The 23,309-nt window shown below is 65.1% G+C and carries 31 protein-coding genes and 1 tRNA gene; 24 read left to right on the plus strand and 8 right to left on the minus strand.

The annotated features are described in order from the left end of the window. Window positions 1-35: 35 nt before the first annotated feature. The 4 genes from AC3A6J_RS16035 to AC3A6J_RS16050 all read left to right on the plus strand — a co-directional run bounded on the left by AC3A6J_RS16035 (window position 36) and on the right by AC3A6J_RS16050 (window position 3,094). Window positions 36-1,001, plus strand: a complete 966-nt coding sequence (locus AC3A6J_RS16035) for a LysR substrate-binding domain-containing protein (protein ID WP_487860958.1) — start codon at window positions 36-38, stop codon at window positions 999-1,001. A gap of 143 nt (window positions 1,002-1,144) precedes the next feature. After that, entirely contained in the window at window positions 1,145-1,720 is a 576-nt protein-coding gene (locus tag AC3A6J_RS16040) for a Dps family protein (RefSeq protein WP_487860959.1), read from the plus strand. Further along, window positions 1,717-2,616 (plus strand): 4-hydroxybenzoate octaprenyltransferase, encoded by a 900-nt coding sequence (gene ubiA / locus AC3A6J_RS16045; RefSeq protein WP_487860960.1) that lies wholly within the window; start codon window positions 1,717-1,719, stop codon window positions 2,614-2,616. The genes AC3A6J_RS16040 and ubiA overlap by 4 nt, the downstream gene beginning before the upstream one ends. Before the next feature lie 10 nt (window positions 2,617-2,626). Further along, a complete protein-coding gene (locus AC3A6J_RS16050; RefSeq protein ID WP_487860961.1) occupies window positions 2,627-3,094 on the plus strand; it encodes a MaoC/PaaZ C-terminal domain-containing protein in 468 nt (155 codons plus the stop codon). 6 nt (window positions 3,095-3,100) lie between these two features. On the opposite strand, the gene proC is transcribed toward AC3A6J_RS16050, so the two are convergent. Then, window positions 3,101-3,958, minus strand: coding sequence for a pyrroline-5-carboxylate reductase (gene proC / locus AC3A6J_RS16055; RefSeq protein WP_487860962.1), 858 nt, complete (start codon window positions 3,956-3,958; stop codon window positions 3,101-3,103). A gap of 410 nt (window positions 3,959-4,368) precedes the next feature. Here proC and rplN point away from each other — a divergent pair, with 410 nt between their 5' ends. From rplN to AC3A6J_RS16145, 18 genes are all read left to right on the plus strand, one after another. Continuing rightward, the gene (gene rplN / locus AC3A6J_RS16060) at window positions 4,369-4,737 is read left to right on the plus strand and encodes a 50S ribosomal protein L14 (RefSeq protein WP_009124801.1); all 369 of its coding nucleotides are present in this window, start codon (window positions 4,369-4,371) and stop codon (window positions 4,735-4,737) included. Window positions 4,738-4,749: 12 nt separating this feature from the next. Continuing rightward, the gene (gene rplX / locus AC3A6J_RS16065) at window positions 4,750-5,082 is read left to right on the plus strand and encodes a 50S ribosomal protein L24 (protein WP_487860963.1); all 333 of its coding nucleotides are present in this window, start codon (window positions 4,750-4,752) and stop codon (window positions 5,080-5,082) included. A gap of 11 nt (window positions 5,083-5,093) precedes the next feature. After that, window positions 5,094-5,633, plus strand: a complete 540-nt coding sequence (gene rplE / locus AC3A6J_RS16070; protein WP_487860964.1) for a 50S ribosomal protein L5 — start codon at window positions 5,094-5,096, stop codon at window positions 5,631-5,633. Window positions 5,634-5,641: 8 nt separating this feature from the next. Next, a complete protein-coding gene (gene rpsN, locus AC3A6J_RS16075; RefSeq protein WP_021012929.1) occupies window positions 5,642-5,947 on the plus strand; it encodes a 30S ribosomal protein S14 in 306 nt (101 codons plus the stop codon). Window positions 5,948-5,967: 20 nt separating this feature from the next. Further along, on the plus strand, window positions 5,968-6,363 hold the full coding sequence (gene rpsH / locus AC3A6J_RS16080; protein WP_487860965.1) for a 30S ribosomal protein S8: 396 nt from the start codon (window positions 5,968-5,970) through the stop codon (window positions 6,361-6,363). 24 nt (window positions 6,364-6,387) lie between these two features. After that, entirely contained in the window at window positions 6,388-6,921 is a 534-nt protein-coding gene (gene rplF, locus AC3A6J_RS16085; protein WP_487860966.1) for a 50S ribosomal protein L6, read from the plus strand. 14 nt (window positions 6,922-6,935) lie between these two features. Beyond that, a complete protein-coding gene (gene rplR, locus AC3A6J_RS16090; RefSeq protein WP_487861094.1) occupies window positions 6,936-7,301 on the plus strand; it encodes a 50S ribosomal protein L18 in 366 nt (121 codons plus the stop codon). A gap of 18 nt (window positions 7,302-7,319) precedes the next feature. Then, window positions 7,320-7,838, plus strand: a complete 519-nt coding sequence (gene rpsE / locus AC3A6J_RS16095; RefSeq protein ID WP_319428114.1) for a 30S ribosomal protein S5 — start codon at window positions 7,320-7,322, stop codon at window positions 7,836-7,838. 35 nt (window positions 7,839-7,873) lie between these two features. Continuing rightward, window positions 7,874-8,059 (plus strand): 50S ribosomal protein L30, encoded by a 186-nt coding sequence (gene rpmD / locus AC3A6J_RS16100; RefSeq protein ID WP_009124818.1) that lies wholly within the window; start codon window positions 7,874-7,876, stop codon window positions 8,057-8,059. 11 nt (window positions 8,060-8,070) lie between these two features. Continuing rightward, complete coding sequence (rplO, locus tag AC3A6J_RS16105) at window positions 8,071-8,502, plus strand: 50S ribosomal protein L15 (protein ID WP_487860967.1); 432 nt, start codon at window positions 8,071-8,073, stop codon at window positions 8,500-8,502. A gap of 26 nt (window positions 8,503-8,528) precedes the next feature. Further along, window positions 8,529-9,842, plus strand: coding sequence for a preprotein translocase subunit SecY (gene secY / locus AC3A6J_RS16110; RefSeq protein ID WP_487860968.1), 1,314 nt, complete (start codon window positions 8,529-8,531; stop codon window positions 9,840-9,842). 50 nt (window positions 9,843-9,892) lie between these two features. Continuing rightward, window positions 9,893-10,006: a 50S ribosomal protein L36 gene (gene rpmJ, locus AC3A6J_RS16115; protein ID WP_038201958.1), complete on the plus strand. Its 114-nt coding sequence runs from the start codon at window positions 9,893-9,895 to the stop codon at window positions 10,004-10,006. Between the two features lie 24 nt (window positions 10,007-10,030). Continuing rightward, complete coding sequence (rpsM, locus tag AC3A6J_RS16120; protein ID WP_013544105.1) at window positions 10,031-10,396, plus strand: 30S ribosomal protein S13; 366 nt, start codon at window positions 10,031-10,033, stop codon at window positions 10,394-10,396. Between the two features lie 12 nt (window positions 10,397-10,408). Then, on the plus strand, window positions 10,409-10,813 hold the full coding sequence (gene rpsK / locus AC3A6J_RS16125; RefSeq protein WP_009124825.1) for a 30S ribosomal protein S11: 405 nt from the start codon (window positions 10,409-10,411) through the stop codon (window positions 10,811-10,813). A gap of 130 nt (window positions 10,814-10,943) precedes the next feature. Continuing rightward, on the plus strand, window positions 10,944-11,567 hold the full coding sequence (gene rpsD, locus AC3A6J_RS16130) for a 30S ribosomal protein S4 (protein WP_487860969.1): 624 nt from the start codon (window positions 10,944-10,946) through the stop codon (window positions 11,565-11,567). 130 nt (window positions 11,568-11,697) lie between these two features. Next, window positions 11,698-12,687 carry a DNA-directed RNA polymerase subunit alpha gene (locus AC3A6J_RS16135; RefSeq protein ID WP_056576973.1) on the plus strand — a complete coding sequence of 330 codons (990 nt, stop codon included), beginning with the start codon at window positions 11,698-11,700 and terminating at the stop codon, window positions 12,685-12,687. An 85-nt stretch (window positions 12,688-12,772) separates the two neighbouring features. Then, entirely contained in the window at window positions 12,773-13,171 is a 399-nt protein-coding gene (rplQ, locus tag AC3A6J_RS16140) for a 50S ribosomal protein L17 (RefSeq protein ID WP_487860970.1), read from the plus strand. An 18-nt stretch (window positions 13,172-13,189) separates the two neighbouring features. After that, window positions 13,190-13,266: transfer RNA gene (locus AC3A6J_RS16145), tRNA-Met, on the plus strand. 136 nt (window positions 13,267-13,402) lie between these two features. Here the strand turns inward: AC3A6J_RS16145 and AC3A6J_RS16150 are convergent. The 6 genes from AC3A6J_RS16150 to AC3A6J_RS16175 form a co-directional block, all read right to left on the minus strand. After that, window positions 13,403-13,801, minus strand: coding sequence for a RidA family protein (locus AC3A6J_RS16150; protein WP_487860971.1), 399 nt, complete (start codon window positions 13,799-13,801; stop codon window positions 13,403-13,405). Continuing rightward, complete coding sequence (locus tag AC3A6J_RS16155) at window positions 13,798-15,423, minus strand: AMP-binding protein (protein WP_487860972.1); 1,626 nt, start codon at window positions 15,421-15,423, stop codon at window positions 13,798-13,800. The genes AC3A6J_RS16150 and AC3A6J_RS16155 overlap by 4 nt, the downstream gene beginning before the upstream one ends. A gap of 4 nt (window positions 15,424-15,427) precedes the next feature. Continuing rightward, the gene (locus tag AC3A6J_RS16160; protein ID WP_487860973.1) at window positions 15,428-16,621 is read right to left on the minus strand and encodes an acyl-CoA dehydrogenase family protein; all 1,194 of its coding nucleotides are present in this window, start codon (window positions 16,619-16,621) and stop codon (window positions 15,428-15,430) included. A gap of 4 nt (window positions 16,622-16,625) precedes the next feature. After that, entirely contained in the window at window positions 16,626-17,480 is an 855-nt protein-coding gene (locus tag AC3A6J_RS16165; RefSeq protein ID WP_487860974.1) for an enoyl-CoA hydratase family protein, read from the minus strand. Beyond that, complete coding sequence (locus AC3A6J_RS16170; protein WP_487860975.1) at window positions 17,477-17,953, minus strand: MarR family winged helix-turn-helix transcriptional regulator; 477 nt, start codon at window positions 17,951-17,953, stop codon at window positions 17,477-17,479. The genes AC3A6J_RS16165 and AC3A6J_RS16170 overlap by 4 nt, the downstream gene beginning before the upstream one ends. An 86-nt stretch (window positions 17,954-18,039) precedes the next feature. After that, on the minus strand, window positions 18,040-20,388 hold the full coding sequence (locus AC3A6J_RS16175; protein WP_487860976.1) for a bifunctional salicylyl-CoA 5-hydroxylase/oxidoreductase: 2,349 nt from the start codon (window positions 20,386-20,388) through the stop codon (window positions 18,040-18,042). 150 nt (window positions 20,389-20,538) lie between these two features. On the opposite strand from AC3A6J_RS16175, the gene AC3A6J_RS16180 reads away from it, so the two are divergent. Both AC3A6J_RS16180 and AC3A6J_RS16185 read left to right on the plus strand, forming a co-directional pair. Further along, entirely contained in the window at window positions 20,539-21,807 is a 1,269-nt protein-coding gene (locus tag AC3A6J_RS16180) for a class I SAM-dependent methyltransferase (RefSeq protein WP_487860977.1), read from the plus strand. A gap of 16 nt (window positions 21,808-21,823) precedes the next feature. Then, window positions 21,824-22,147, plus strand: a complete 324-nt coding sequence (locus tag AC3A6J_RS16185; RefSeq protein WP_487860978.1) for a DUF1840 domain-containing protein — start codon at window positions 21,824-21,826, stop codon at window positions 22,145-22,147. 137 nt (window positions 22,148-22,284) lie between these two features. Here AC3A6J_RS16185 and AC3A6J_RS16190 read toward each other — a convergent pair whose 3' ends face one another. Then, on the minus strand, window positions 22,285-23,301 hold the full coding sequence (locus AC3A6J_RS16190; RefSeq protein WP_487860979.1) for a Bug family tripartite tricarboxylate transporter substrate binding protein: 1,017 nt from the start codon (window positions 23,299-23,301) through the stop codon (window positions 22,285-22,287). Window positions 23,302-23,309: the final 8 nt, after the last annotated feature.

The raw sequence follows: 23,309 nt of genomic DNA on the forward strand, positions 1-23,309 counted from the left end.
CCCGTCACGCCCCTTGCGCATAATTGACGCAAGCTATGACTCTGACCGAACTCAAATACATCGTTGCGGTGGCCCGGGAGCGGCACTTCGGCAAGGCCGCCGAAGCCTGCTACGTCTCGCAGCCGACCCTCTCCGTGGCCATCAAGAAGCTCGAGGACGAACTCGAGGTCAAGCTCTTCGAGCGCAGTGCCGGCGAAGTCACCGTCACGCCGCTCGGCGAGCAGATCGTGCAGCAGGCGCAGAGCGTGCTCGACCAGGCCGCGAGCATCAAGGAGATCGCCAAGCGCGGGAAAGACCCGCTCGCCGGCCCGCTGAACCTGGGCGTGATCTACACCATCGGCCCCTACCTGCTGCCCGACCTGGTGCGCCAGGTGATCGCGCGCACGCCGCAGATGCCGCTGGTGCTGCAGGAGAACTTCACCGCCAAGCTGCTCGAGATGCTGCGCGCCGGCGAGATCGACTGCGCGATCATGGCCGAGCCCTTTCCCGACACCGGCCTGGCGATGGCGCCGCTCTACGACGAGCCCTTCATGGCGGCGCTTCCGGCGAAGCACAAGTTCGCCGACCGCGAGGCCATCACCTCCGAGGAACTGCAGAACGAGACCATGCTGCTGCTCGGCACCGGCCACTGCTTTCGCGACCACGTGCTCGAGGTCTGCCCCGAGTTCGCGCGCTTCTCGAGCAATGCCGAAGGCATCCGCAAGAGCTTCGAGGGTTCGTCGCTCGAGACCATCAAGCACATGGTGGCCTCGGGCATGGGCGTGACGCTGGTGCCGCGCCTGTCGGTGCCGGCCGAGGCGCTCAAGCCCAAGGCGAGGGGGCGCAAGGACAGCGAGCAGATGGTGCGCTACCTGCCGGTGCGCGACGCGAACGATCGTGATCCGCCGACCCGGCGCGTGGTGCTGGCCTGGCGGCGCACCTTCACGCGCTACGAGGCGATCGCCGCGCTGCGCAATGCCATCTATGCCTGCGAGCTGCCGGGCGTCAAGCGGCTGTCATAGGAAGTGCGCAGAACGCGAACTTTGCCTACGCCGGCACCGTTCGAATTCGTTGATCGCTGGGATAGAGTGACGCTGTTGCGAAGCTGCGCGCCGGCTTCCACAATCACGAGTCCCCTCAAAGCCTGAAGAAAGAGATTCACGCCATGGCAAAAACCCCCAAGAAAACACCGTCATCCTCCTCGTCGGGCAAGGTGCCCAAGAAGGGCGACGCCTCCGTGGCCCAGGAGTCCGGCAGCCGCAATGCGCCGATCATCAACATCGGCATCGAGCGCCAGGACCGCGCGGCCATCGCCGAGGGCCTGAGCCGCGTGCTGGCCGACACCTACACGCTCTACCTGACCACGCACAACTTCCACTGGAACGTGACCGGTCCGCACTTCAATTCGCTGCACGCCATGTTCATGACGCAGTACACCGAGCTGTGGGGCTCAACCGACGTGATCGCCGAGCGCATCCGCGCGCTGGGCCACTACGCGCCCGGCTCGTATGCCGAGTTCAGCAAGATCGCCACCGTGCCCGACGTGCCGCAGCAGCCGCCCAAGGCGATGGAGATGGTGCGCATCCTCGTGAAGGGCCACGAGACCGTGTCGCGCATCGCGCGCGAGTTCATCCCCGTGGCCGAAGAGGCCGGCGACGACCCGACGGCCGACATGCTCACCGCGCGCTGCACGGTGCACGACCAGACCGCCTGGATGCTGCGTTCGCTGCTCGAAGATTGACGACCCGGCCTGCACCCCACGGCCTCACGCCCGCGCCGCGCCGCGGGCGTTTTGCCGTGTACCTCGACCTGATCCGCTGGAACCGGCCCGCGGGCTGGCTGCTCCTGCTGTGGCCCACGCTCGGCGCGCTGTGGTTTGCCGCCGACGGCTGGCCCGGCTGGCACCTGCTCGCGGTGTTCGTGCTCGGCACCGTCCTGATGCGCAGCGCGGGCTGCTGCGTCAACGATGTGGCCGACCGCGATTTCGACCGCCATGTGAAACGCACCGCAGCGCGCCCCGTGACGAGCGGCGCGGTCTCGGTGCGCGAGGCGCTGGCCGTCGGCGCGGTGCTCGCGCTCGGCGCCTTCGCGCTGGTGCTCACGACCAACCGGCTCACCGTGTACGCATCGTTCGCGGCGCTTGCGGTCACGCTGATCTATCCGTATGCCAAGCGCTTCGTGTCGATCCCGCAGGCGGTGCTCGGCATCGCGTTCAGCTTCGGCATTCCGATGGCCTTCGCCGCGGTGCAGGCCTCGGTGCCGGCTTTTGCCTGGTGGCTGCTCGCGGGCAACCTGTTCTGGGTGCTGGCCTACGACACCGAGTACGCGATGGTCGACCGCGACGACGACCTCAAGATCGGCATGAAGACCTCGGCCATCACCTTCGGCCGCTTCGACGTCGCGGCGGTGATGGCGAGCTACGCCGTCTTCCTGGCTATCTGGGCCTGGGCCGGCGCCAGCCGCTCGCTGGGCGTGGCGTTCTTCGCAGGCATCGCCGTTGCCGCGGGGCAGGCGCTGTGGCATTGGCAACTCATCCGCGGGCGCACGCGCGACGGCTGCTTCAAGGCCTTCCGGCTCAACCACTGGCTGGGCTTCGCCGTGTTCGCGGGCATCGTGGCCGGCTATGCCCTCGGCTGAAACGGCCCCCATGCTTGAGCGTCTCCTTCAGAAGGTCGGCCGGGAAGGGAGTTCCGAATGGCATGCCATCAGCCAGGACATGGTCGACCGGTACGCGGCGCTGTCGGGCGACGGCGAAGGCGAGTGGATCCACCTCGATCCCGAGCGCGCGGCGCGCGAGGCCGGCTACGGCGGCACGATCGTGCCGGGCTTCTTCCAGGTCTCGCACCTGATCCGGCTGACCGCCGAAGCCATGCGCACGCTGCTGCCCTTCGACGCGAACCATGCGCTGAACTACGGTTTCGACCGCCTGCGCTTCGTCCGGCCGATGCCGGTCGGCGCGCGCTTTCGGGCGCGGGTGCGCATTCTCGGCGCGACGCCCAAGGGCGACGACGGATTCCTGCTGAAGGAAGAGGTGCTGCTCGAGCTCGAGGATGGCACCGTCACGCTCGCGGCCGAGTGGCTGTTCTTTCTCGGGCCGGGCGCGCTGCCGGCGTGACCGGGCTCAGCTGCGCCCGAACTCCTCGCCGAGCTCGATGGCCCGCTGCTGCGCGGCCCGGATCGCGGTCTTGAATTGCGACTTGACGTCGGCGCCCTCCAGCGACGTGAGGGCCGCGTAGGTCGTGCCGCCCTTGGACGTCACGCGCTCCCGCAGCACCGAGGGCGGTTCGGTTGCGCTGTGCGCCAGCGCCGAGGCGCCAGTGAACGTGCCGATGGCCAGGCGCTGCGCTTGCTCGGGCGAGAGGCCCATTTCGACGCCGGCCTCGGTCATCGCCTCGATGAAATAGAAGACGTAGGCCGGCCCCGACCCCGACATGGCGGTGACCGCATCGAGCGCCGGTTCGGCGTCGACCCAGAGCAGCTCGCCCGTGGGCGCCAGCAGCTGGTCGACCAGTGCGCGGTCGTCCGCACTGACGCCCGCGCGCGCGTAGAGGCCGGTCATCCCCTGGCCGACCAGCGCCGGGGTGTTGGGCATGGCGCGCACCACGCGCTCGGTGCCGAGCCAGCGCGCGATGCTCCCCGACGGAATGCCGGCCGCCACGCTCAGGTGCAGCGCGTTCCCGGCGAAGGGCCGCACCGGCCCCGCGGCATCGGCGAAAGCCTGCGGCTTCACGGCCCAGACCACCACGGCGCAGCGCGCCAGGGCTTCGCCGGCCTCGGCCTGGGCCGCGATGCCGAACGACTGCGCGAGCTTCGTGCGCGCGGCTTCGAAGGGCTCGACCACCTCGAATGCGCCGGGCGACATGCCTTGCTGCACTAGGCCGCCGATGATGGCGCTGGCCATGTTGCCGCCGCCGATGAAGGCGATCGGGGGAAGGGATGCTGGTTCGAGGCGCGAGAGGAAGGGGGCGGCGATGGTCATGGTCGATCTGAAGTGGCGAATGTGCCGCAAGGCGGGTTGTCTTCGGCGGATGGAAATTGTCGTCGCACCGGCCGCTTCTGCATCTGTTTGCCAGCGGACCGACGGGCGGCGAATATGTCTGCAAGTGCACGCTTCTTCCTTTCGCCTTAAAATCTCGGGTCTTCTTGCCTTTCGAGCCCGTGGAATGCGCAAAGACGCATCAAACGGGGGGCAAAAGAAAAGTCCGCACAGAAGGCAGTTGACATGCCTCGTTGTGCGTGCAACAATCGTGGGCTTCGCTTCAAAAAGGCGAAGCTTTCAGCCCAAAGCGGAAATGCCTCGAGTGGTTCGAGGTGTGGACGACGGGCCCAAGACTGACCGAAGTGCATCCCTTTTGGATGTGCAACGGTACAAGTTGGGAACTACTAGCAATGATCCAAACTGAATCCCGGCTCGAAGTGGCCGACAACACGGGCGCGAAATCCGTCCTGTGTATCAAGGTGCTCGGTGGCTCCAAGCGGCGTTATGCCAGCGTGGGCGACGTCATCAAGGTCAGCATCAAGGAAGCCGCTCCGCGTGGTCGCGTCAAGAAGGGCGAGATCTACAGTGCAGTGGTGGTCCGCACCGCCAAGGGCATCCGTCGCGCCGACGGTTCGCTCGTCAAGTTCGACGGCAATGCCGCCGTGCTGCTCAATGCCAAGCTGGAGCCGATCGGCACCCGCATCTTCGGACCGGTGACGCGCGAACTGCGCACCGAGAAGTTCATGAAGATCGTGTCGCTGGCACCCGAAGTTCTCTAAGGACACAACGCCATGAACAAGATTCGCAAAGGCGACCAGGTCATCGTGTTGGCCGGGCGCGACAAGGGCAAGCGTGGCACCGTCACGCTGCGCAAGGACGATTCGCACGTGATCGTCGAAGGCGTGAACATCGTCAAGAAGCACGCCAAGCCGAACCCCCTCAAGGGTACAACCGGCGGCATCGTCGAGAAGACCATGCCCATCCATCAATCCAATGTGGCGATCTTCAATGCCGCGACCGGCAAGGCCGACCGCGTGGGCATCAAGGTCACCCAGGGTGCCGACGGCAAGCGCGTGGCTGTTCGCGTCTTCAAGTCGAGCGGCGACGAAATCAAGTTCGCCTAAGAGGTACTCACATGGCACGTCTCCAACAACACTATCGCGAGAAAGTCGCGAAAGACCTGACCGAGAAGTTCGGCTACAAGTCGCCGATGCAGGTCCCTCGCCTCACCAAGATCACCCTGAACATGGGTGTCGGTGAAGCTGTCGCCGACAAGAAGGTCCTCGACAACGCCGTTGCCGACCTGACCAAGATCGCCGGCCAGAAGCCCGTGGTCACCAAGTCGAAGAAGGCCATCGCCGGTTTCAAGATTCGCGAGAACCAGCCGATCGGCTGCATGGTCACGCTGCGTGGCGTGCAGATGTACGAGTTCCTGGATCGTTTCGTGACCATCGCGCTGCCGCGTGTTCGCGACTTCCGTGGTATCTCGGGTCGTGCCTTTGATGGCCGTGGCAACTACAACATCGGCGTCAAGGAACAGATCATTTTCCCTGAGATCGAATACGACAAGGTCGATGCCCTGCGCGGTCTCAACATCAGCATCACGACGACGGCCAAGACTGACGAAGAAGCCAAGGCGCTTCTCGCTGGTTTCCGTTTTCCGTTCAAGAACTGAGGCGCACCGTGGCTAAACAATCCCTGATCCAACGCGAACTCAAGCGCGACAAGCTGGTCGCCAAGTACGCTGCGAAGCACGCGGAACTGAAGGCAATTTCCAACGACGTGAAGAAGAGCGACGAAGAGCGCGCTGCTGCCCGCCTGGGCCTGCAAAAGCTCCCGCGCAACGCGAATCCCACGCGTCAGCGCAACCGCTGCGAAATCACCGGTCGCCCGCGTGGCACCTTCCGTCAATTCGGTCTGGCCCGCGCCAAGATCCGCGAACTGGCTTTCAACGGCGACATCCCCGGTGTCACCAAGGCCAGCTGGTAAGCCAGGCAGGAGCAAACAACATGAGCATGAGTGATCCCATTGCCGACCTGCTGACGCGTATCCGCAACGCGCAGATGGTGGCGAAGCCCACTGTGTCGGTCCCGTCTTCGAAGGTGAAGATCGCGATCTCGCAGGTCCTGAAGGACGAAGGCTACATCGACGGTTTCCAGGTCAAGACCGAAGACGGCAAGACCGAGCTTGTCATCACCCTGAAGTACTACGCTGGCCGTCCGGTCATCGAGCGCATCGAGCGCGTGAGCCGTCCCGGCCTGCGCGTCTACAAGGCCAGTGCTTCCATTCCGCAAGTCCAGAACGGCCTGGGCGTCGCGATCGTCACGACCCCCCAGGGTGTGATGACCGACCGCAAGGCGCGCGCTACCGGTGTCGGTGGCGAAGTGCTGTGCTACGTCGCCTAACCGAGACATCGAGGAGTCACTGAAATGTCCCGAGTAGGAAAAATGCCGGTCACCATCCCCGCAGGCGTGGATGTGTCGATCAAGGAAGACCAGATCAGCGTCAAGGGTACGGGCGGCACGCTCAACCTGGCGCGCAATGCCCTGGTCAAGGTCGTCAGCAATGACGGCAAGCTGAGCTTCGAGCCGGCCGACGAATCGCGTGAAGCCAACGCGATGAGCGGCACGATTCGCCAGCTGGTGAACAACATGGTGGTTGGCGTGACCAAGGGCTTCGAGAAGAAGCTCAACCTGGTCGGCGTCGGCTTCAAGGCTGCAGCGTCCAACAACAAGTTGAACCTGCAAGTCGGCTATTCGCACCCGGTCAACATCGACATGCCGCAAGGCATCACGGTGGCCACTGCGACCCCGACCGAAATCGTGATCAAGGGTGCTGACCGTCAGCGCGTTGGTCAAATCGCCGCTGAGATCCGTGCTGTTCGTCCGCCTGAGCCCTACAAGGGCAAGGGTATCCGTTATTCGGACGAGAAGATCGTGATCAAAGAGACCAAGAAGAAGTAAGGGGCAGCAAAATGATGTTGACCAAAAAAGCACAGCGCCTTCGCCGCTCGCGCCAGACCCGCATCCGCATCGCGACGCAAGGTGTGGCCCGTCTGACGGTGAACCGTACCAACCTGCACATCTATGCCACCGTCATTTCCGACGACGGCACCAAGGTGATTGCCACCGCATCGACGGCCGAAGCCGAAGTGCGCGCTGCAATCGGCGGTTCGGGCAAGGGCGGCAATGCCGCCGCTGCAACGGCGATCGGCAAGCGCATCGCTGAAAAGGCGAAGGCTGCCGGCGTCGAGAAGGTCGCCTTCGATCGCGCTGGTTTCGCGTACCACGGCCGCGTCAAGGCGCTGGCCGACGCTGCCCGCGAAGCCGGCCTGCAGTTCTAAACGGACACGAGATTCAAAATGGCAAAGATTCAAGCAAGAACGCAGAACGAAGGCCCTGAAGACGGTTTGCGCGAGAAGATGATCGCGATCAACCGCGTCACCAAGGTGGTGAAGGGCGGTCGTATCCTCGGTTTCGCAGCACTCACCGTCGTGGGCGACGGCGATGGCCGCGTCGGCATGGGCAAGGGCAAGTCCAAGGAAGTGCCCGCTGCAGTGCAGAAGGCGATGGAAGAAGCCCGTCGCAACCTGGCCAAGATCTCGATCAAGAACGGCACGCTGCATCACCGCGTGACGGGCCATTGGGGCGCTGCCTCGGTGGTCATGATCCCGGCCCCCAAGGGTACCGGCATCATCGCCGGCGGCCCGATGCGCGCCGTGTTCGAAGTCATGGGCATCACCGACATCGTGGCCAAGAGCCATGGTTCGTCGAACCCCTACAACATGGTTCGTGCCACGCTCGACGGGTTGAAGAACTCGACGACCGCGTCCGCAGTGGCTGCCAAGCGCGGCCTGACCGTCGAAGAAATCTTCGCCTGAGCGCAAGCTCTCGCAAGGCTGAAGGAAGCATTCAAATGACGACGCAACAACAAACCCTCAAGGTGCAATTGGTCAAGAGCCCGATTGGCACCAAGGAATCGCATCGCGCGACGGTGCGCGGCCTCGGTCTGCGCAAGCTCAACAGCGTGAGCGAGCTGCAGGACACCCCGGCGGTGCGCGGCATGATCAACAAGATCAGTTATCTGGTCAAAGTTCTGTAAGAGAGACTGATATGGAACTCAATGGCATCAAGCCGGCAGCCGGCGCCAAGCACGCCAAGCGCCGTGTCGGTCGCGGTATCGGCTCCGGTATCGGCAAGACCGCAGGCCGCGGTCACAAGGGTCAGAAGTCGCGCGCAGGCGGTTTCCACAAGGTCGGCTTCGAAGGCGGTCAAATGCCGCTGCAGCGCCGTCTGCCGAAGCGCGGTTTCAAGTCGCACCTGCTGAAGTTCAACGCCGAAGTCACGCTGACTGCCCTCGAGCAGCTCGGCCTGGCCGAAGTCGACGTCCTGGCGCTCAAGCAAGCCGGCCTCGTGGGCCAGCTCGCCAAGGTCGTCAAGATCATTAAGACCGGTGAACTCACCAAGGCCGTCAAGCTGACGGGCGTGGGTGCGACCGCTGGTGCCAAGGCTGCTATCGAAGCAGCCGGCGGCAGCGTCGCCTGATCACACTGGACTGAAAGAAGTTCTTCGTGGCAACTAACGCGGCAACGATCGCAAAGACAGGCAAGTTCGGTGACCTGCGTCGCCGGCTCGTCTTCTTGCTGCTCGCGCTCGTGGTCTATCGGATCGGCGCGCACATTCCTGTGCCGGGCATCAACCCGGACCAGCTGGCAGCGTTGTTCCAGGGCCAGCAGGGCGGCATCCTGAGCCTGTTCAACATGTTCTCGGGCGGGGCGCTGTCGCGCTTCACCGTGTTCGCGTTGGGGATCATGCCGTACATCTCGGCGTCGATCATCATGCAGTTGATGACTTACGTGGTTCCTACCTTCGAGCAATTGAAGAAGGAAGGCGAGGCTGGCCGCCGCAAGATCACGCAGTACACGCGCTACGGTGCACTCGCCCTGGCGGTGTTCCAGTCGTTCAGTATCGCGGTGGCGCTCGAGTCGTCGGCCGGCCTGGTGATCTCGCCCGGTTTTGGCTTCCGCATCACTGCCATGGTGAGCCTGACGGCGGGTTCGATGTTCCTGATGTGGCTCGGCGAGCAGATCACCGAGCGTGGGCTGGGCAACGGCATCTCGATCCTGATCTTCGCGGGCATTGCAGCTGGTCTGCCGTCTGCCATCGGCGGACTGCTGGAACTGGTGCGCACCGGTGCCATGCATGTGATCGTCGCGCTGCTCATCGTCGCGGTGGTGGCCCTGGTGACCTACTTCGTGGTGTTCGTCGAACGCGGCCAGCGCAAGATCCTCGTGAACTATGCGCGGCGCCAGGTGGGCAACAAGGTGTATGGCGGCCAGTCGTCGCACCTGCCCCTGAAGCTCAACATGGCCGGCGTGATTCCGCCGATCTTCGCGTCGTCGATCATCCTGCTGCCGGCCACGGTGGTGGGCTGGTTCAGCACCGGCGAGGGTGGTTTCAGCTGGATCAAGGACATTGCGAGCGCACTGCGCCCGGGCGAACCGATCTACGTGCTGCTGTACGCTGCTGCGATCGTTTTCTTCTGCTTCTTCTACACGGCACTCGTGTTCAACAGCAAGGAAACGGCCGACAACCTGAAGAAGAGCGGTGCGTTCATTCCGGGCATTCGCCCGGGTGACCAGACGGCGCGGTACATCGACAAGATCCTGGTTCGCCTGACGCTGGCCGGTGCGGTGTACATCACCTTCGTCTGCCTGCTGCCCGAGTTCCTGATCCTGAAGTACAACGTTCCGTTCTACTTCGGCGGTACCTCCCTGTTGATCATCGTGGTCGTCACGATGGACTTCATGGCTCAGGTGCAGAACTACATGATGTCCCAGCAGTACGAGTCGCTGCTGAAGAAGGCCAATTTCAAGACTTCGTAAGGCACAGGGCACTGGGCCCGCCGGGTTGAACAGAGTTTTAGGAGAATGAAATGAGAGTTTCGGCTTCGGTCAAAACCATTTGCCGTAATTGCAAGATCATCCGCCGCAAGGGTGTGGTGCGCGTGATCTGTACCGACCCGCGCCACAAGCAGCGCCAGGGTTGATTGAAAGAGTATTAGAGGACGCACATGGCACGTATTGCTGGCATCAACATTCCGCCGCACAAGCACGCTGAAATCGGCCTGACGGCCATCTTCGGCATCGGTCGCACCCGCGCCCGTCAGATCTGCGAAGCGAGCGGCATCGAATATTCGAAGAAGATCAAGGACCTGACCGACGCCGATCTCGAGAAGATCCGCGATCAGATCGCCTTGTTCACCATCGAAGGCGATCTGCGCCGCGAGACGACGATGAACATCAAACGCTTGATGGACATCGGCTGCTATCGCGGCTTCCGTCACCGTCGCGGCCTGCCGATGCGCGGTCAGCGCACGCGCACCAATGCCCGCACCCGGAAGGGTCCGCGCAAGGCTGCGCAGTCCCTGAAGAAATAAGGATAGACCAGCATGGCTAAAGCACCTGCAAACAACGCCGCACAGCGCGTTCGCAAGAAGGTTCGCAAGAACGTCGCGGACGGTATCGCCCACGTGCATGCCTCGTTCAACAACACCATCATCACGATCACCGATCGCCAGGGCAACGCCCTGTCGTGGGCTTCGTCGGGTGGCCAGGGCTTCAAGGGCTCGCGCAAGTCGACCCCGTTCGCTGCGCAGGTGGCTTCCGAAGTGGCCGGCCGTGCTGCGGTCGAACAAGGCATCAAGAACCTCGACGTCGAGATCAAGGGCCCAGGCCCCGGTCGCGAATCGTCGGTGCGCGCACTGGCTGCGCTCGGCATCCGGATCAATTCCATTGCCGACGTGACGCCCGTTCCGCACAACGGCTGCCGTCCCCAGAAGCGTCGCCGCATCTGAGCGTCAGTCCGCAAGGCGCAGCCGGCTTTTGAGCGGCTGCGCATTTGTTTTTTTACTAAGCCCACCGCCATCCGCGCCCGCGCCGATGGCTCCCGCAGGCAACTGCGGCAGATGACACAAAGGAAAACTCGTGGCACGCTACCTCGGCCCCAAGGCCAAACTCTCTCGCCGTGAAGGCACCGACCTCTTCCTGAAGAGCGCCCGTCGCTCGATCCAGGACAAGGCCAAGTTCGACTCCAAGCCGGGCCAGCACGGCCGCACTTCGGGCCAGCGCACTTCCGACTACGGCCTGCAGCTGCGCGAGAAGCAGAAGGTCAAGCGCATGTACGGCGTGCTCGAGAAGCAGTTCCGCCGCTACTTCGAGGAAGCCGATCGTCGCCGTGGCAACACCGGTGCCAACCTGCTGTTCATCCTCGAATCGCGCCTGGACAACGTGGTTTACCGCATGGGCTTCGGCTCGACGCGCGCCGAAGCACGCCAGCTCGTGTCGCACAAGGCCATCACGGTGAACGGCCAGTCGGTCAACATCCCGTCGTACCTCGTGAAGACCGGCGACGTGATCGCCGTTCGCGACAAGTCGAAGAAGCAGACCCGCATTGCCGAAGCGCTCCAGCTGGCCCAGCAGGTCGGCATGCCGGCCTGGGTCGAAGTGAACGCCGACAAGGCCGAAGGTACCTTCAAGAAGGTGCCGGACCGCGACGAGTTCGCAGCAGACATTAACGAATCGCTGATCGTCGAACTGTATTCGCGTTAAACGCACGACAACGGGCCGCTTCGCGGCCCGCACTTGTATTTTTTGTTCCCATCGGGAGGCCCCTTCTCCCGACGGGTGCTTCACCAGCCTTACCGGTGTAACGAGCCGGGGGTATTGAGAGGAAGTCTGCATGCAAACCACCCTGCTGAAACCCAAGACCATTCAGGTCGAGCAACTTGCCGCCAACAAGGCCAAGGTCACGCTCGAACCTTTCGAGCGCGGCTACGGCCATACGCTCGGCAACGCGCTGCGCCGCGTTCTGCTGTCGTCGATGGTCGGTTATTCGGCCACCGAAGTCACGATCGCAGGCGTTCTGCATGAGTACTCGTCGATCGACGGCGTCCAGGAAGATGTCGTCAACATCCTGCTGAATCTCAAGGGCGTGGTGTTCAAGCTCCACAACCGCGACGAAGTCACGCTGAGCCTGCGCAAGGACGGCGAAGGCCCGGTGCTGGCCTCGGACATCCAGACCCCGCACGATGTCGAGATCATCAATCCCGACCACGTGATCGCGCACCTGTCGCAAGGCGGCAAGCTCGACATGCAGATCAAGGTCGAGAAGGGCCGCGGCTACGTGCCCGGCACGATGCGCCGCTATGCCGACGAGCCGACCAAGTCGATTGGCCGAATTGTGCTCGATGCTTCGTTCTCGCCCGTCAAGCGCGTGAGCTACACGGTCGAAAGCGCCCGTGTCGAACAGCGTACCGACCTCGACAAGCTGCTGGTCGAGATCGAGACCAACGGTGCGATCTCGGCCGAAGACGCGGTGCGCGCCTCGGCTAAAATCCTGGTCGAGCAACTCGCGGTGTTCGCACAGCTCGAAGGTGGCGAACTGGCCGCATTCGATGCGCCGGCACCGCGCAGCGCACAGCAGTTCGATCCGATCCTGCTGCGCCCTGTCGACGAGCTCGAGCTCACCGTGCGTTCGGCCAACTGCCTGAAGGCCGAGAACATCTACTACATCGGCGACCTGATCCAGCGTACCGAGAACGAGCTGCTCAAGACCCCGAACCTGGGTCGCAAGTCGCTCAACGAGATCAAGGAAGTGCTCGCCTCGCGCGGCCTGACCTTGGGCATGAAGCTCGAAAGCTGGCCGCCGGCCGGCCTCGACAAGCGTTGATTTTTTAGAGGCCCTCCCAAAGGGGCCAGTGCACCGGGCAGTACCTGATACGGCTGCCTGTTTTTATAAGTTAGGAAAAAGCACCATGCGTCACGGACACGGACTCCGCAAACTCAACCGCACCAGCTCGCACCGCCTCGCGATGCTGCAGAACATGATGAACTCGCTCATCGAGCACGAAGTCATTAAGACCACGGTCCCCAAGGCCAAGGAACTGCGCCGGGTCATCGAGCCGATGATCACGCTCGCCAAGAAGCCCACGCTCGCCAACAAGCGCCTGGCCTTCGACCGCCTGCGCAACCGCGACAGCGTCGTCAAGCTCTTCGGAGACCTTGGCCCGCGTTTCGCAGCGCGCCCGGGCGGCTACACCCGCATCCTGAAGATGGGTTTCCGCGTGGGCGACAATGCACCCATGGCGCTCGTCGAACTGGTCGACCGTCCTGAAATTAAAGAAGAAGCAGCTGAGCAAAGCGCTGCCGAATAAGGTATAATTCCATCTTGCCGCGCGATGGAGCAGCCTGGTAGCTCGTTGGGCTCATAACCCAAAGGTCGCAAGTTCAAATCTTGCTCGCGCAACCAATTTAAAAAGCCCTTTGAGAAATCAAAGGGCTTTTTTTCTTTGCGGGGCAGAAGGCGCCGAATTGCGCTCCGATTTGTCCAACAACAAAGCCCTCGCAATGAGGGCTTTGTTGTTTCCGACGGGCGTGGGCCGGGCTCAGTCCGGAACGACGGCCGTGACCTCGATCTCGACCTTGGCCCGCCGTTCCACCAGCGCCGCCACCTGCACACAGGTCATTGCCGGGAAGTTGCGGCCCATCGCGTCGCGGTACACCGGCCCGAGTTCGGCGAGACGGCGGCTGTACTCGTCGCGGTCGGTCACGTACCAGGTCATGCGCACCATGTGCTCGGGACCGGCGCCGCCCGCGCGCAGCACCTCGGCGATGTTGCGCAGTGCCTGGCCGCACTGGTCGATGAAGTCGTCCGACTCGAACTGCTGCTGGCCGTTCCAGCCGATCTGCCCGCCGACGTACAGCGTCGTGCCGCGCGCGGCGATGCCGTTCGCGTAGCCCTTGGGAGGCAACCAGCCCTCGGGCTGAAGAAGTGTGTGGATCATGGTGTGGTGTTGTTCAGTTGTCTCAGTTTGAATCGCTGGAGCTTGCCGGTTTCGGTGCGCGGCAGTACAGCCACGAACGCGATCTCCCGCGGGTATTTGAATGGCGCGATGGTTGCCTTCACATGGTCCTGCAGCGCCTTGACGAGTACCGCATCGCCCACGTGGCCGGGCTTGAGCACGCAGAACGCCTTCACGATCATGCCGCGGTCGTCGTCGGGCTTGCCGACCACGCCGCACTCGGCCACGGCCGGGTGCTTGAGCAGGGCGTCTTCCACTTCAGGCCCGCCGACGTTGTAGCCGGCCGTGATGATCATGTCGTCGGCGCGCGCCTGGTAGAAGAAGTAGCCGTCGTCGTCCTGCACGAACGAGTCGCCGGGGTAGTTCCAGCCGTTCTTCACGTAGTCGGACTGCCGCGGGTCGTCGAGGTAGCGGCAGCCCACCGGCCCCTGCAGCGCAAGCTTGCCGACGGTGCCGCGCGGCACTTCGTTGCCGTCGTCGTCCACCACCTTGGCGGTGAAGCCGGGCACCACCTTGCCGACGGCGCCGCGGCGCACCTGGTCGCCTGCGGCGGAGATGTAGATGTGGAACACCTCGGTGCCGCCGATGCCGTCGAGCATCTCTATGCCGGTGGCCTCCTTCCAGAGCTGGCGTGTCGCGTCGGGCAGCGCCTCGCCGGCGCTCACGCAGATGCGCAGGCCCGGCGCGCCGTGTTGGCGCACGAAGGGCGCCATCTGGCGATAGAACGTGGGCGCGGTGTAGCAGATGGTCGCGCCGACCTCGTTGATCAGCTTCACGAGCCCTTCGGGCGTGAACGGCGCATCGGCAAAGTACACCGACGCGCCAGCCCACATCGGGAATACCAGCAGCCCGCCGAGCCCGAAGGTGAAAGCCAGCGGCGGCGAGCCGATCACGATGTCGTCGCTGCGCGCTTGCAGCACATGGCGCGGCCAGGTATTGCACATCGCGAGCACGTCGCGGTGCGTCGTTACCGGCGCTTTCGGCTTGCCCGTGGTGCCCGAGGTGAACGCCAGCAGCGCAATGTCGTCCGCCGCCGTGGGGCAGGCCGTGAACACGCCGCTCTTCTTGGCTGCACGCGCCGACAGCGAATCCGGCGCGTCGGGCTGGTTGAACGCGATCACCGACGCGAGCACCGGATGCTCGCGCTGAGCGAGCACCAGTTCGTCGAGCAGGCGCGCGTCGCACAGCGCAGCCACGGGCCGCGCCTTCTCGATGATCTCGCCCAGTTCCTTGGCGCGCAGCAGCGGCATGGTCGCGACCGCGATCAGGCCGGCCTTGACCACCGCCAGCCACGCGAGCGCCATGGCCACCGAATTGCCGCCGCGCAGCAGCACGCGGTTGCCGGGCACCAAACCCAGGTCGTCGGTGAGCACCTGCGCGATGCGGTTGACCTCGATGGCCGCCTGCGAATACGTCAGCACGCCCGCGGGCGAGCGCAGCATGGGCCGGTCGCCGAAGCCCTTGGCGGGCGCCTTGTCGAGCAGTTCTTCGACCAGGTTCAGCTGGTCGGGCAGCTGCAGCTCAGGCAGCTCGTAGCGAAAGACCGGCAACTGCCCGGCAGGCGGCAGGCGGTCATGAACGAAGCGGTCGACTTGGGCAGACACGGCATCACCCCCGCAGCACGGACTTGCCGATGATGAGTTGCTGGACCTCCGTCGCGCCTTCGTAGATGCGCAGCGAGCGGATGTCACGGTAGAGGCTTTCGATCTTCGTGCCCACCTTCACGCCGAGGCCGCCGTGCATCTGCAGCGCCATGTCTATCACGCGGCTCGCGTTTTCAGTGGCGCACATCTTGGCCATGGCCGCGGCGGCCGACACGTCGCCCACGGCCGGTGCGCCACGCTGCTCGGCGTCGTCGCGCATCCATGCCGCGCGGTAGGTCAGCAGTGCCGCACCGTCGATCAGCGCGGCCATCTCGCCGAGCTTGGCCTGCGTGAGCTGGAAGTCGGCGAGCGTCTGGCCGAACATGCGCCGGCCCTTGGCATGCGATACGGCTTCGGCGAGCGCGCGGCGCCCCATGCCGAGCGCAGCGCCCGCCACCGAGGCGCGAAAGATATCGAGCGTGCGCATCGCAAGCTTGAAGCCGCCATTGAGTTCACCCAACTGCGCACTGCGCGGCACGACGCAATCGTCGAAGCGCAGCGTGGCGAGCGGATGCGGCGCCATCACGTCGATGTGCGCCGACGTGTCCAGGCCCTTCGCCGTGGCATCGACGATGAACGCGGTGATGCCGCGCGTGCCCGCCGTCGGCTCGGTCTTCGCGAACACGCAATAGAAGTCGGCAATGCCGCCGTTGCTGATCCAGGTCTTCTCGCCGTGGAGGCGCCAGCCGTCCGCGGTAGCTTCGGCGCGCATTGCCATGGCAGCCACGTCGGAGCCCGCCTCGGGTTCGCTCAGCGCGAAGGCTGCGATCTTCTCGCCCTTGCCCACCGCGCCGAGGTACTGCGACTGCTGCTCGGGCGTGCCCGCGAGCGTGATCGCGCCGCTGCCCAGCCCCTGCATCGCGAACGCGAAGTCGGCCAGCGGCGAGTGGTAGCCGAGCGTCTCGCGCAGCAGCACGAGTGCACGCGAGTCGAGCCGGTCGAGCGCGCCGCCCGCGCTGCCGGGCACGGCATAGCGCAGCCAGCCGGCGTCGCCGAGGCGGCGCACCCATTCGCGACAGGCCGCGCGGTCGTCGCGCTCGTCGATCTCCTGTGCGGCGCACCAGGGCAGCAGGTCGCGTGCGAGCGCGCGATGGGCCTCGTCGAAGAAGGGCAGCGCGAGGTGCGTCGTCGAGGGCGGCGCGGGAATCTTGGTCATCATGGTTTCAGTCCCCACCGAACACCGGCTTCTGCTTGGCCGAGAAGGCCTCGTAGGCGCGCCGGAAGTCCTCGGTCTGCATGCAGATCGCCTGCGCCTGGGCCTCGGCCTCGATCGCCTGGTCGATCGTCATCGACCATTCCTGCGCGAGCATCGTCTTGGTCATGCCATGCGCGAAGGTCGGGCCTTCGGCAAGGTCGCGCGCCACCTTGGTGGCGGCCGCGAGCAGCGCATCGCTTTCGTGCAGCGCGTTGAAGAAGCCCCAGGCATGGCCCTCTTGCGCGGTCATCGCGCGGCCGGTGAACAGCAGCTCCGACGCGCGGCCCTGGCCGATCACGCGCGGCAGCAGCGCGCAGGCGCCCATGTCGGCACCCGCGAGGCCCACGCGCGTGAAGAGGAAGGCTGTGCGCGTGGCCGGCGAGCCGTAGCGCAGGTCGCAGGCCAGCGCGATCATCGCGCCGGCGCCGGCGCACACGCCGTCGATCGCGCCCACGATGGGTTGCGGGCAGGCGCGGATCGCCTTGACCAGGTCGCCCGTCATGCGCGTGAACTCGAGCAGCTCGGGCATGCGCATGCCGGTAAGCGGTCCGATGATCTCGTGCACGTCGCCGCCCGAGCAGAAGTTGCCGCCTGCGCCGGTGACCACGATCGCCTTCACGTCGGTGGCGTAGGCCAGCGCGCGGAACAGGTCGCGCAGTTCGGCGTACGAGTCGAAGGTCAGCGGGTTCTTGCGCTCGGGGCGGTTCAGCGTGACGGTGCCCACGCCGTTCTCGCAGTGCCAGGCGAAGTGCTTCGCGGTATAGGCCGCCTTGGCCTCGAATTGCGCGCGCATGGGATTGCCTGCGCCGATGTAGTGCTTCATTCGGTCTCCACCAATGGGTTCTGTGAGTGTTGCTTGACCTTGCCGAGCAGCTTGTGAAGCTGCGCGATCTCCTTGCCGCTGAGGCCCGCGAAGGCATCGACGATCCAGTCCTCGTGCTGTTCGGCCATCTCGTTGAAGAGCTTGCGTCCGCGCGGCGTGAGCCGCACGCGCCAGGCACGGCGGTCGCCCTCGACGTCGACGCGCTCCACCAGCCCTTCGGTCACGAGCTGGTCGGTGATGCCGGTGACGTTGCCGCCCGTCACCATCATGCGGCGCGAGAGCTCGTTCATCTTCAGGCCATCGGGCGCGCGCTCGAGCTGCGCCATCAGGTCGAAGCGCGGCAGCGTGGTCGCGAACTGCGCGCGCAGGCCATTGCGCACCTGCTTCTCGACCAACTGGGTGCAGGTGAGAAGCCGCAGCCAGAGGCGCAGGGCCTCGGGGTGCTCGCTGTGGGCGCGTGCTTCGAGGTCCATGTCAGTGCCGCCCGGCCGCCCGTAGGCACTGACGCGCCCCCTCGGGGGGAAGCGATACGCGAAGCGATGAGCGTGGGGGCGTCATATCAGAGGGTCTCTTCGGCGTTCTGCGCGGCGATCGCGGCATTCGCCGCCGCAGCCATCTGCTGCTGCTTGGCGATCTCGCGGTACATCTGGTCGCGCCCGCTCAGGTACTGCTTCGGCCAGTCGACGTCGCGGCTCTGCAGCTTGGCGGCCTCGTGCAGCGTCCAGGCCGGGTCGGCCAGGTGCGGCCGCGCGATCGCGCAGAGGTCGGCGCGCCCGGCCGCGATGATGCTGTTGGCCTGGTCGGCCTCGGTGATCGCGCCGACGGCGATGGTCGCGATGCCGACCTCGTTGCGGATGCGGTCGGCGAACGGCGTCTGGTACATGCGGCCGTACACCGGCTGGGCGGCGCGCGTGGTCTGTCCCGACGACACATCGATGAAGTCGGCGCCGGCTTCCTTGAAGAGCCGGGCCACCGCCACTGCCTCGGCATCGGTGTTGCCGCCCGGCGCCCAGTCGTGCGCCGAGATCCGCACGCTCATCGGCTTGTCCTCGGGCCAGGCGGCGCGCATGGCGCGGAACACCTCGAGCGGATAGCGGCAACGCGCCTCGATGCCGCCGTTGTATTCGTCGGTGCGCAGGTTGGTGAGCGGGCTGATGAAGGACGACAGCAGGTAGCCGTGCGCGCAGTGCAGTTCGAGCCAGTCGAAGCCGCATTCGACCGCGCGGCGGGTGGAGGCGACGAACTGCTCGCGCATCTCGTCCATCTGCGCGCGGGTCATTTCGGCCGGCAGCTGGTTTTGGTCGCCGTAGGCCACGGCGCTGGCGGACAGCAGCGGCCAGTTGCCGCTCTCGAGCGGCTCGTCGGTGCCTTCCCAGCCCACGCGCGTCGAGCCCTTGGCGCCGCTATGGCCGATCTGGATCGCGATCTTCGCACTCGATTGCGCGTGCACGAAGTCGACGATGCGCCGGAACGCCGCCTGCTGTGCGTCGTTGTAGAGGCCGGTGCAACCGGGCGTGATGCGGCCTTCGGGTGTCGGGCTGGTCATTTCGACGAACACCATCGCGGCACCGCCGAGCGCGCGTGCGCCCAGGTGCACCAGCAAGAAGTCTTGCGGCACGCCGTCGACCGCGCTGTAGGTGGCCATCGGCGAGACCAGGATGCGGTTCTTCAGCGTGAGGCCGCGCACCTTGTAGGGCAACAGCATCGGCAGCGTCGGCTTGCCGCCCGCCAGCCACTGCTCGTAGCCGCCGAGCCAGGCGGTGTCGCGCAGTCGCAGGTTCTCGTGGCTGATGCGCTGCGAGCGCGTGAGAAGCGAATAGGCGAACTGCTCGATCTGCATGCCGGTGTAGCGCGGCACGTTCTCGAACCACTCGGTCGAGTTGCGTGCGGCATTCTGGATCTTGAGCACCTCGACGCTGCGACGCGCCTCGTAGCCTTCGAGCACATGGTCGACCGTGCCGCCCGCGGCAAACTCATCGGCCAGGTCGATGGCGTCCTCGAGCGCGAGCTTGGTGCCCGAGCCGATCGAGAAATGCGCCGTATGCGCCGCGTCGCCCATCAGCACCACGGGCACCGAGCGGCCTTCGACGTCGATGCGGTGCGTCCAGCGCTCGCACACCACGCGCGGAAAGCGGATCCAGTTGGCCGAGCCGCGCAGGTGCGTGGCGTTGCTGATGAGCGCATGGCCGCCGAGGTATTTGGCAAACAGCTTCTCGCAGAAGGCGACGGCCTCGGGCTGCTCCATCTGGTCGAGCCCATGGGCCTTCCATACGGCCTCGGGCGTCTCGACGATGAAGGTCGATGTCTTGTCGTCGAACTGGTAGGCGTGCGCCTGGAACCAGCCGTGCTCGGTTTCTTCGAAGGCGAAGGTGAAAGCGTCGAAGGTCTGGTGCGTGCCGAGCCACACGAAGCGGCAGTTGCGCAGGTCGACGTCGGGCTTGAACACATCGGCATAGCGCTGGCGGATGCGGCTGTTGAGGCCATCGCTCGCGATCACCAGGTCGGCGTTGTATTTGGCGGCCATGGCCTGGTCGTCGGCCACGTCGGTCTCGAAGACCAGCTGCACGCCAAGCGCGAGGCAGCGCTCCTGCAGGATGTTCAAGAGCCGCTTGCGCCCGATGCCGCAGAAGCCGTGGCCGCCCGAGCGCACCTGGCCGCCCTTGAAGAACACCTGGATGTCGTCCCAGTGGTGGAACTCGTTGCCGATGAGCTCCGCGGTGTCCGTGTCGGCGGCGGCCAGGTTGGCGAGCGTCTGGTCGCTGAGCACCACGCCCCAGCCGAAAGTGTCGAAGGGCCGGTTGCGTTCGACCACGGTGATCTCGAGTGCGGGGTTGCGTGCCTTCATCAGCAGCGCGAAGTACAGGCCGGCGGGGCCGCCGCCGATGCACAGGATGCGTTGGAGGTCCATGGCGGGGGCGGCAGAGGCGCCGGGGGCAAGGCTGTTCATGGTTGAATAGTTTAGGCATAAACAATCTGCTGTCAATCGGTGCACTCATCCGTGATGCTGGCGCGGGCAACTGCATGCAAAAGAATCAAAAAATCAATACCATGGCGCACCATGCAAAGCTTGATACCCAAGATCGAGTCGCAGCTTGCGTCGCTGCCGGTGCCTATCGCACTTGAATTGCCTGACGGGCGCAGGGTTTCCAAACCGGGGTCGCGTGTGACCCTGGCATTCAGGGAGTGGTCGGCCCTGGCCCAGCTCGCCGCGCGCCAAGTGGGCGCCATCGGCGAGGCCTATGTGGAGGGCAAGGTCCAGATCGAAGGCGCGATGCGCGACATCATCGATGCGACAGTCGGCATGCTGCCGGGCAACCCGGCCGAAACAGACACCATCTGGTGGACCCGCCTGCTGCGGCTCGCCAAGTCCCGCGGCTCGCATTCGCTCCACAAGGACGCGGAGCAGATCCAGTTCCACTACGACGTCTCCGACGATTTCTACGCGCTGTGGCTCGACCCGCGCCGGGTCTATTCGTGCGCCTACTTCCGAACGCCCGACCTCACGCTTGCTCAGGCGCAGGAGGCCAAGCTCGACCACATCTGCCGCAAGCTGATGCTGCAGCCGGGCGAGCGCTTCCTCGACATCGGCTCGGGCTGGGGCGGGTTGCTGCTCTGGGCGGCCGAGCACTACGGCGTGGACGCGACCGGCATCACCCTGTCGAAGAACCAGCATGCGCACGTGCAGCGGCTGATCGAAGAAAAAGGCCTGCAGCATCGCGTGCGCGTCGAACTGCGCGACTACCGCGAGCTTCCGCTCGACGCGCCCTTCGACAAGATCTCATCCGTGGGCATGTTCGAGCACGTGGGTTCGGCCAACATGCCGACCTATTTTCGCCAGGTCTACGCACTGCTCAAGCCGGGCGGCCTGGTGCTGAACCACGGCATCACCTCGGGCCAGCTCGACTACCGCCAGCTCGGGGCGGGCATGGGCAACTTCATCGAGAAGTACATCTTCCCGGGCGGCGAGCTGCTGCACGTGACGCACGTGCTGCGCGAAACGGCTGCCGCGGGCCTCGAGATGGTCGACACCGAAAGCCTGCGTCCGCACTATGCGCGCACGCTCTGGGCCTGGTCGGATGCGCTCGAGGCGCAGCTCGACACCGCGCTCGAGGTGCTCAGGCGAACCGGTGGGCGCCAGGGCGAGAATGCCGAGCGCATCGTGCGCGCCTACCGGCTCTATCTCGCGGGTTCGGCGATGAGCTTCGAGCAGGGCTGGATCTCGCTGCACCAGATGCTTTCCACCCGGCCCGACGGCAAGGTCGACCGCGGCGCGCTGCGCGGCGCGCAATCGGTGTACCCTTTTGCCCGTGACTACATCTACAAGTGATCAAGGAAGGACCTGCATGCTCTATCGATTCCAGTCCCGCGCCACGCCGGAGTTCGTGATGCTCGAGGCGCACGCGCGCCAACTGCTCGACGTCGTCGGCAAGCCGGCTGCGCCCCAGGGCGTCATCACTGTCGAACAGATCCCGGCCGCCATTGCCGCACTGGAGTCCGCTGTGGCCCGCGAGTCCGGCAATGCGCACAACCATGACGACCACGTCGTCGAAGGCCATGACGACGATGCCGAAAAGCAGCATGTCGGCCTGCACCAGCGCGCGGCCCCGTTGCTTCACATGCTCAAGGATTCACTCGCCGAGCAAAAGGACGTCACCTGGACGACCTGACGCGGGAAAAAGGCCCTCGCGCCGCGCAAGCCGCGGCCTGAGCCAGGGCACCCGTGGAACCGGCTTTGCCGGGCCACTGGGTGCGCCCCCCAGTGGGGGAGGCGGCTACACGAAGTGAGCCGCTTCGGGGGGTGTCCTTAGTCCACTTTCGCGCCGGAGTCCTTCACGACCTTTGCCCACTTCACGTGCTCGCTGGCGATCAGCTTCGTGAAGTCGGCCGGCGTGTTGCCGCTCGGGATTGCGCCCTGGGCGAGCATCTTCTCCTTGATGGCCGGCGTGGCGAGCGACTTCGCCACTTCCTGCTGAATGCGGTTCACGATCTCGGGCGACGTGCCGGCCGGTGCGAGCAGGCCGAACCACGAACTCGCCTCGAAGCCCTTGAGTGCCGGTCCGCCCGCCTCTTCGACGGTCGGAACGTCGGGCAGGGCCGGTGAGCGCTGCGCGCTGGTCACGGCCAGGGCGGTGAGCTTGCCGCCCTTGATCTGCGCCATCGATGAAGGCAGGTTGTCGAACATCACGTCGGCGTTGCCGGCCACCATGTCGAGCAGCGCCGGGCCCGAGCCCTTGTACGGGATGTGCGCCATGAAGGTGCCCGTCATGCTCTTGAAGAGTTCGCCCGCCAGGTGGATCGAGGTGCCGTTGCCGCTCGACGCCATGTTGAGCTTGCCCGGGTTCGCCTTGGCGTACTTGATGAAATCCTGCACGTTGCGGATGTTCAGTTCCTTCGCTTTCTCGGCATTCATCTCCATCACGTTCGGCACCGCGGCCACCAGCGTGACGGGCGCGAAGTCCTTGATCGGGTCGAACGCCAGCTTGGGATAGAGCGCCCGGTTGATGCCGTGCGTGCCCACGGTGCCCATCAACAGCGTGTAGCCGTCGTTCTGCGAACGAGCCACGATCTCGGCGCCCACGTTGCCGCCGGCGCCGGCACGGTTGTCGACGATGAACTGCTGGCCGAAGGCCTTCGAGAGCTCGGGCGCCACGGCGCGCGCGAGGATGTCGGTGGTGCCGCCGGCCGCAAAGGGCACGACGATGCGCACCGGCTTGGTGGGCCAGGTGCCCTGGGCCCACGAGGGCATGGCCACGAGGGCTGCTACGGCTGCGGCGGAGGCTGCAAGTGCAGCGCGGCGGGTCGGTTTGAATGAAAAAGTCATACGGCGTT

It is taken from the genome of Variovorax sp. Soil_C_39 (assembly GCF_057656815.1).

Bases quoted from the DNA above. Each gene is read 5' to 3' on its own strand.
- AC3A6J_RS16170 (WP_487860975.1), bottom strand. From the start codon at position 17,953: ATGGACCTCGAAGCACGCGCCCACAGCGAGCACCCCGAGGCCCTGCGC.
- AC3A6J_RS16165 (WP_487860974.1), bottom strand. From the start codon at position 17,480: ATGAAGCACTACATCGGCGCAGGCAATCCCATGCGCGCGCAATTCGAG.
- rpsK (WP_009124825.1), top strand. From the start codon at position 10,409: ATGGCTAAAGCACCTGCAAACAACGCCGCACAGCGCGTTCGCAAGAAG.
- rplN (WP_009124801.1), top strand. From the start codon at position 4,369: ATGATCCAAACTGAATCCCGGCTCGAAGTGGCCGACAACACGGGCGCG.
- rpmD (WP_009124818.1), top strand. From the start codon at position 7,874: ATGACGACGCAACAACAAACCCTCAAGGTGCAATTGGTCAAGAGCCCG.
- AC3A6J_RS16035 (WP_487860958.1), top strand. From the start codon at position 36: ATGACTCTGACCGAACTCAAATACATCGTTGCGGTGGCCCGGGAGCGG.
- rplO (WP_487860967.1), top strand. From the start codon at position 8,071: ATGGAACTCAATGGCATCAAGCCGGCAGCCGGCGCCAAGCACGCCAAG.
- AC3A6J_RS16040 (WP_487860959.1), top strand. From the start codon at position 1,145: ATGGCAAAAACCCCCAAGAAAACACCGTCATCCTCCTCGTCGGGCAAG.
- AC3A6J_RS16190 (WP_487860979.1), bottom strand. From the start codon at position 23,301: ATGACTTTTTCATTCAAACCGACCCGCCGCGCTGCACTTGCAGCCTCC.
- AC3A6J_RS16160 (WP_487860973.1), bottom strand. From the start codon at position 16,621: ATGATGACCAAGATTCCCGCGCCGCCCTCGACGACGCACCTCGCGCTG.
- proC (WP_487860962.1), bottom strand. From the start codon at position 3,958: ATGACCATCGCCGCCCCCTTCCTCTCGCGCCTCGAACCAGCATCCCTT.
- rpsM (WP_013544105.1), top strand. From the start codon at position 10,031: ATGGCACGTATTGCTGGCATCAACATTCCGCCGCACAAGCACGCTGAA.
- AC3A6J_RS16050 (WP_487860961.1), top strand. From the start codon at position 2,627: ATGCTTGAGCGTCTCCTTCAGAAGGTCGGCCGGGAAGGGAGTTCCGAA.
- rplX (WP_487860963.1), top strand. From the start codon at position 4,750: ATGAACAAGATTCGCAAAGGCGACCAGGTCATCGTGTTGGCCGGGCGC.
- AC3A6J_RS16175 (WP_487860976.1), bottom strand. From the start codon at position 20,388: ATGGACCTCCAACGCATCCTGTGCATCGGCGGCGGCCCCGCCGGCCTG.
- rplF (WP_487860966.1), top strand. From the start codon at position 6,388: ATGTCCCGAGTAGGAAAAATGCCGGTCACCATCCCCGCAGGCGTGGAT.
- rplQ (WP_487860970.1), top strand. From the start codon at position 12,773: ATGCGTCACGGACACGGACTCCGCAAACTCAACCGCACCAGCTCGCAC.
- rplE (WP_487860964.1), top strand. From the start codon at position 5,094: ATGGCACGTCTCCAACAACACTATCGCGAGAAAGTCGCGAAAGACCTG.
- rpmJ (WP_038201958.1), top strand. From the start codon at position 9,893: ATGAGAGTTTCGGCTTCGGTCAAAACCATTTGCCGTAATTGCAAGATC.
- rplR (WP_487861094.1), top strand. From the start codon at position 6,936: ATGTTGACCAAAAAAGCACAGCGCCTTCGCCGCTCGCGCCAGACCCGC.
- rpsE (WP_319428114.1), top strand. From the start codon at position 7,320: ATGGCAAAGATTCAAGCAAGAACGCAGAACGAAGGCCCTGAAGACGGT.
- AC3A6J_RS16180 (WP_487860977.1), top strand. From the start codon at position 20,539: ATGCAAAGCTTGATACCCAAGATCGAGTCGCAGCTTGCGTCGCTGCCG.
- AC3A6J_RS16150 (WP_487860971.1), bottom strand. From the start codon at position 13,801: ATGATCCACACACTTCTTCAGCCCGAGGGCTGGTTGCCTCCCAAGGGC.
- rpsH (WP_487860965.1), top strand. From the start codon at position 5,968: ATGAGCATGAGTGATCCCATTGCCGACCTGCTGACGCGTATCCGCAAC.
- AC3A6J_RS16185 (WP_487860978.1), top strand. From the start codon at position 21,824: ATGCTCTATCGATTCCAGTCCCGCGCCACGCCGGAGTTCGTGATGCTC.
- AC3A6J_RS16135 (WP_056576973.1), top strand. From the start codon at position 11,698: ATGCAAACCACCCTGCTGAAACCCAAGACCATTCAGGTCGAGCAACTT.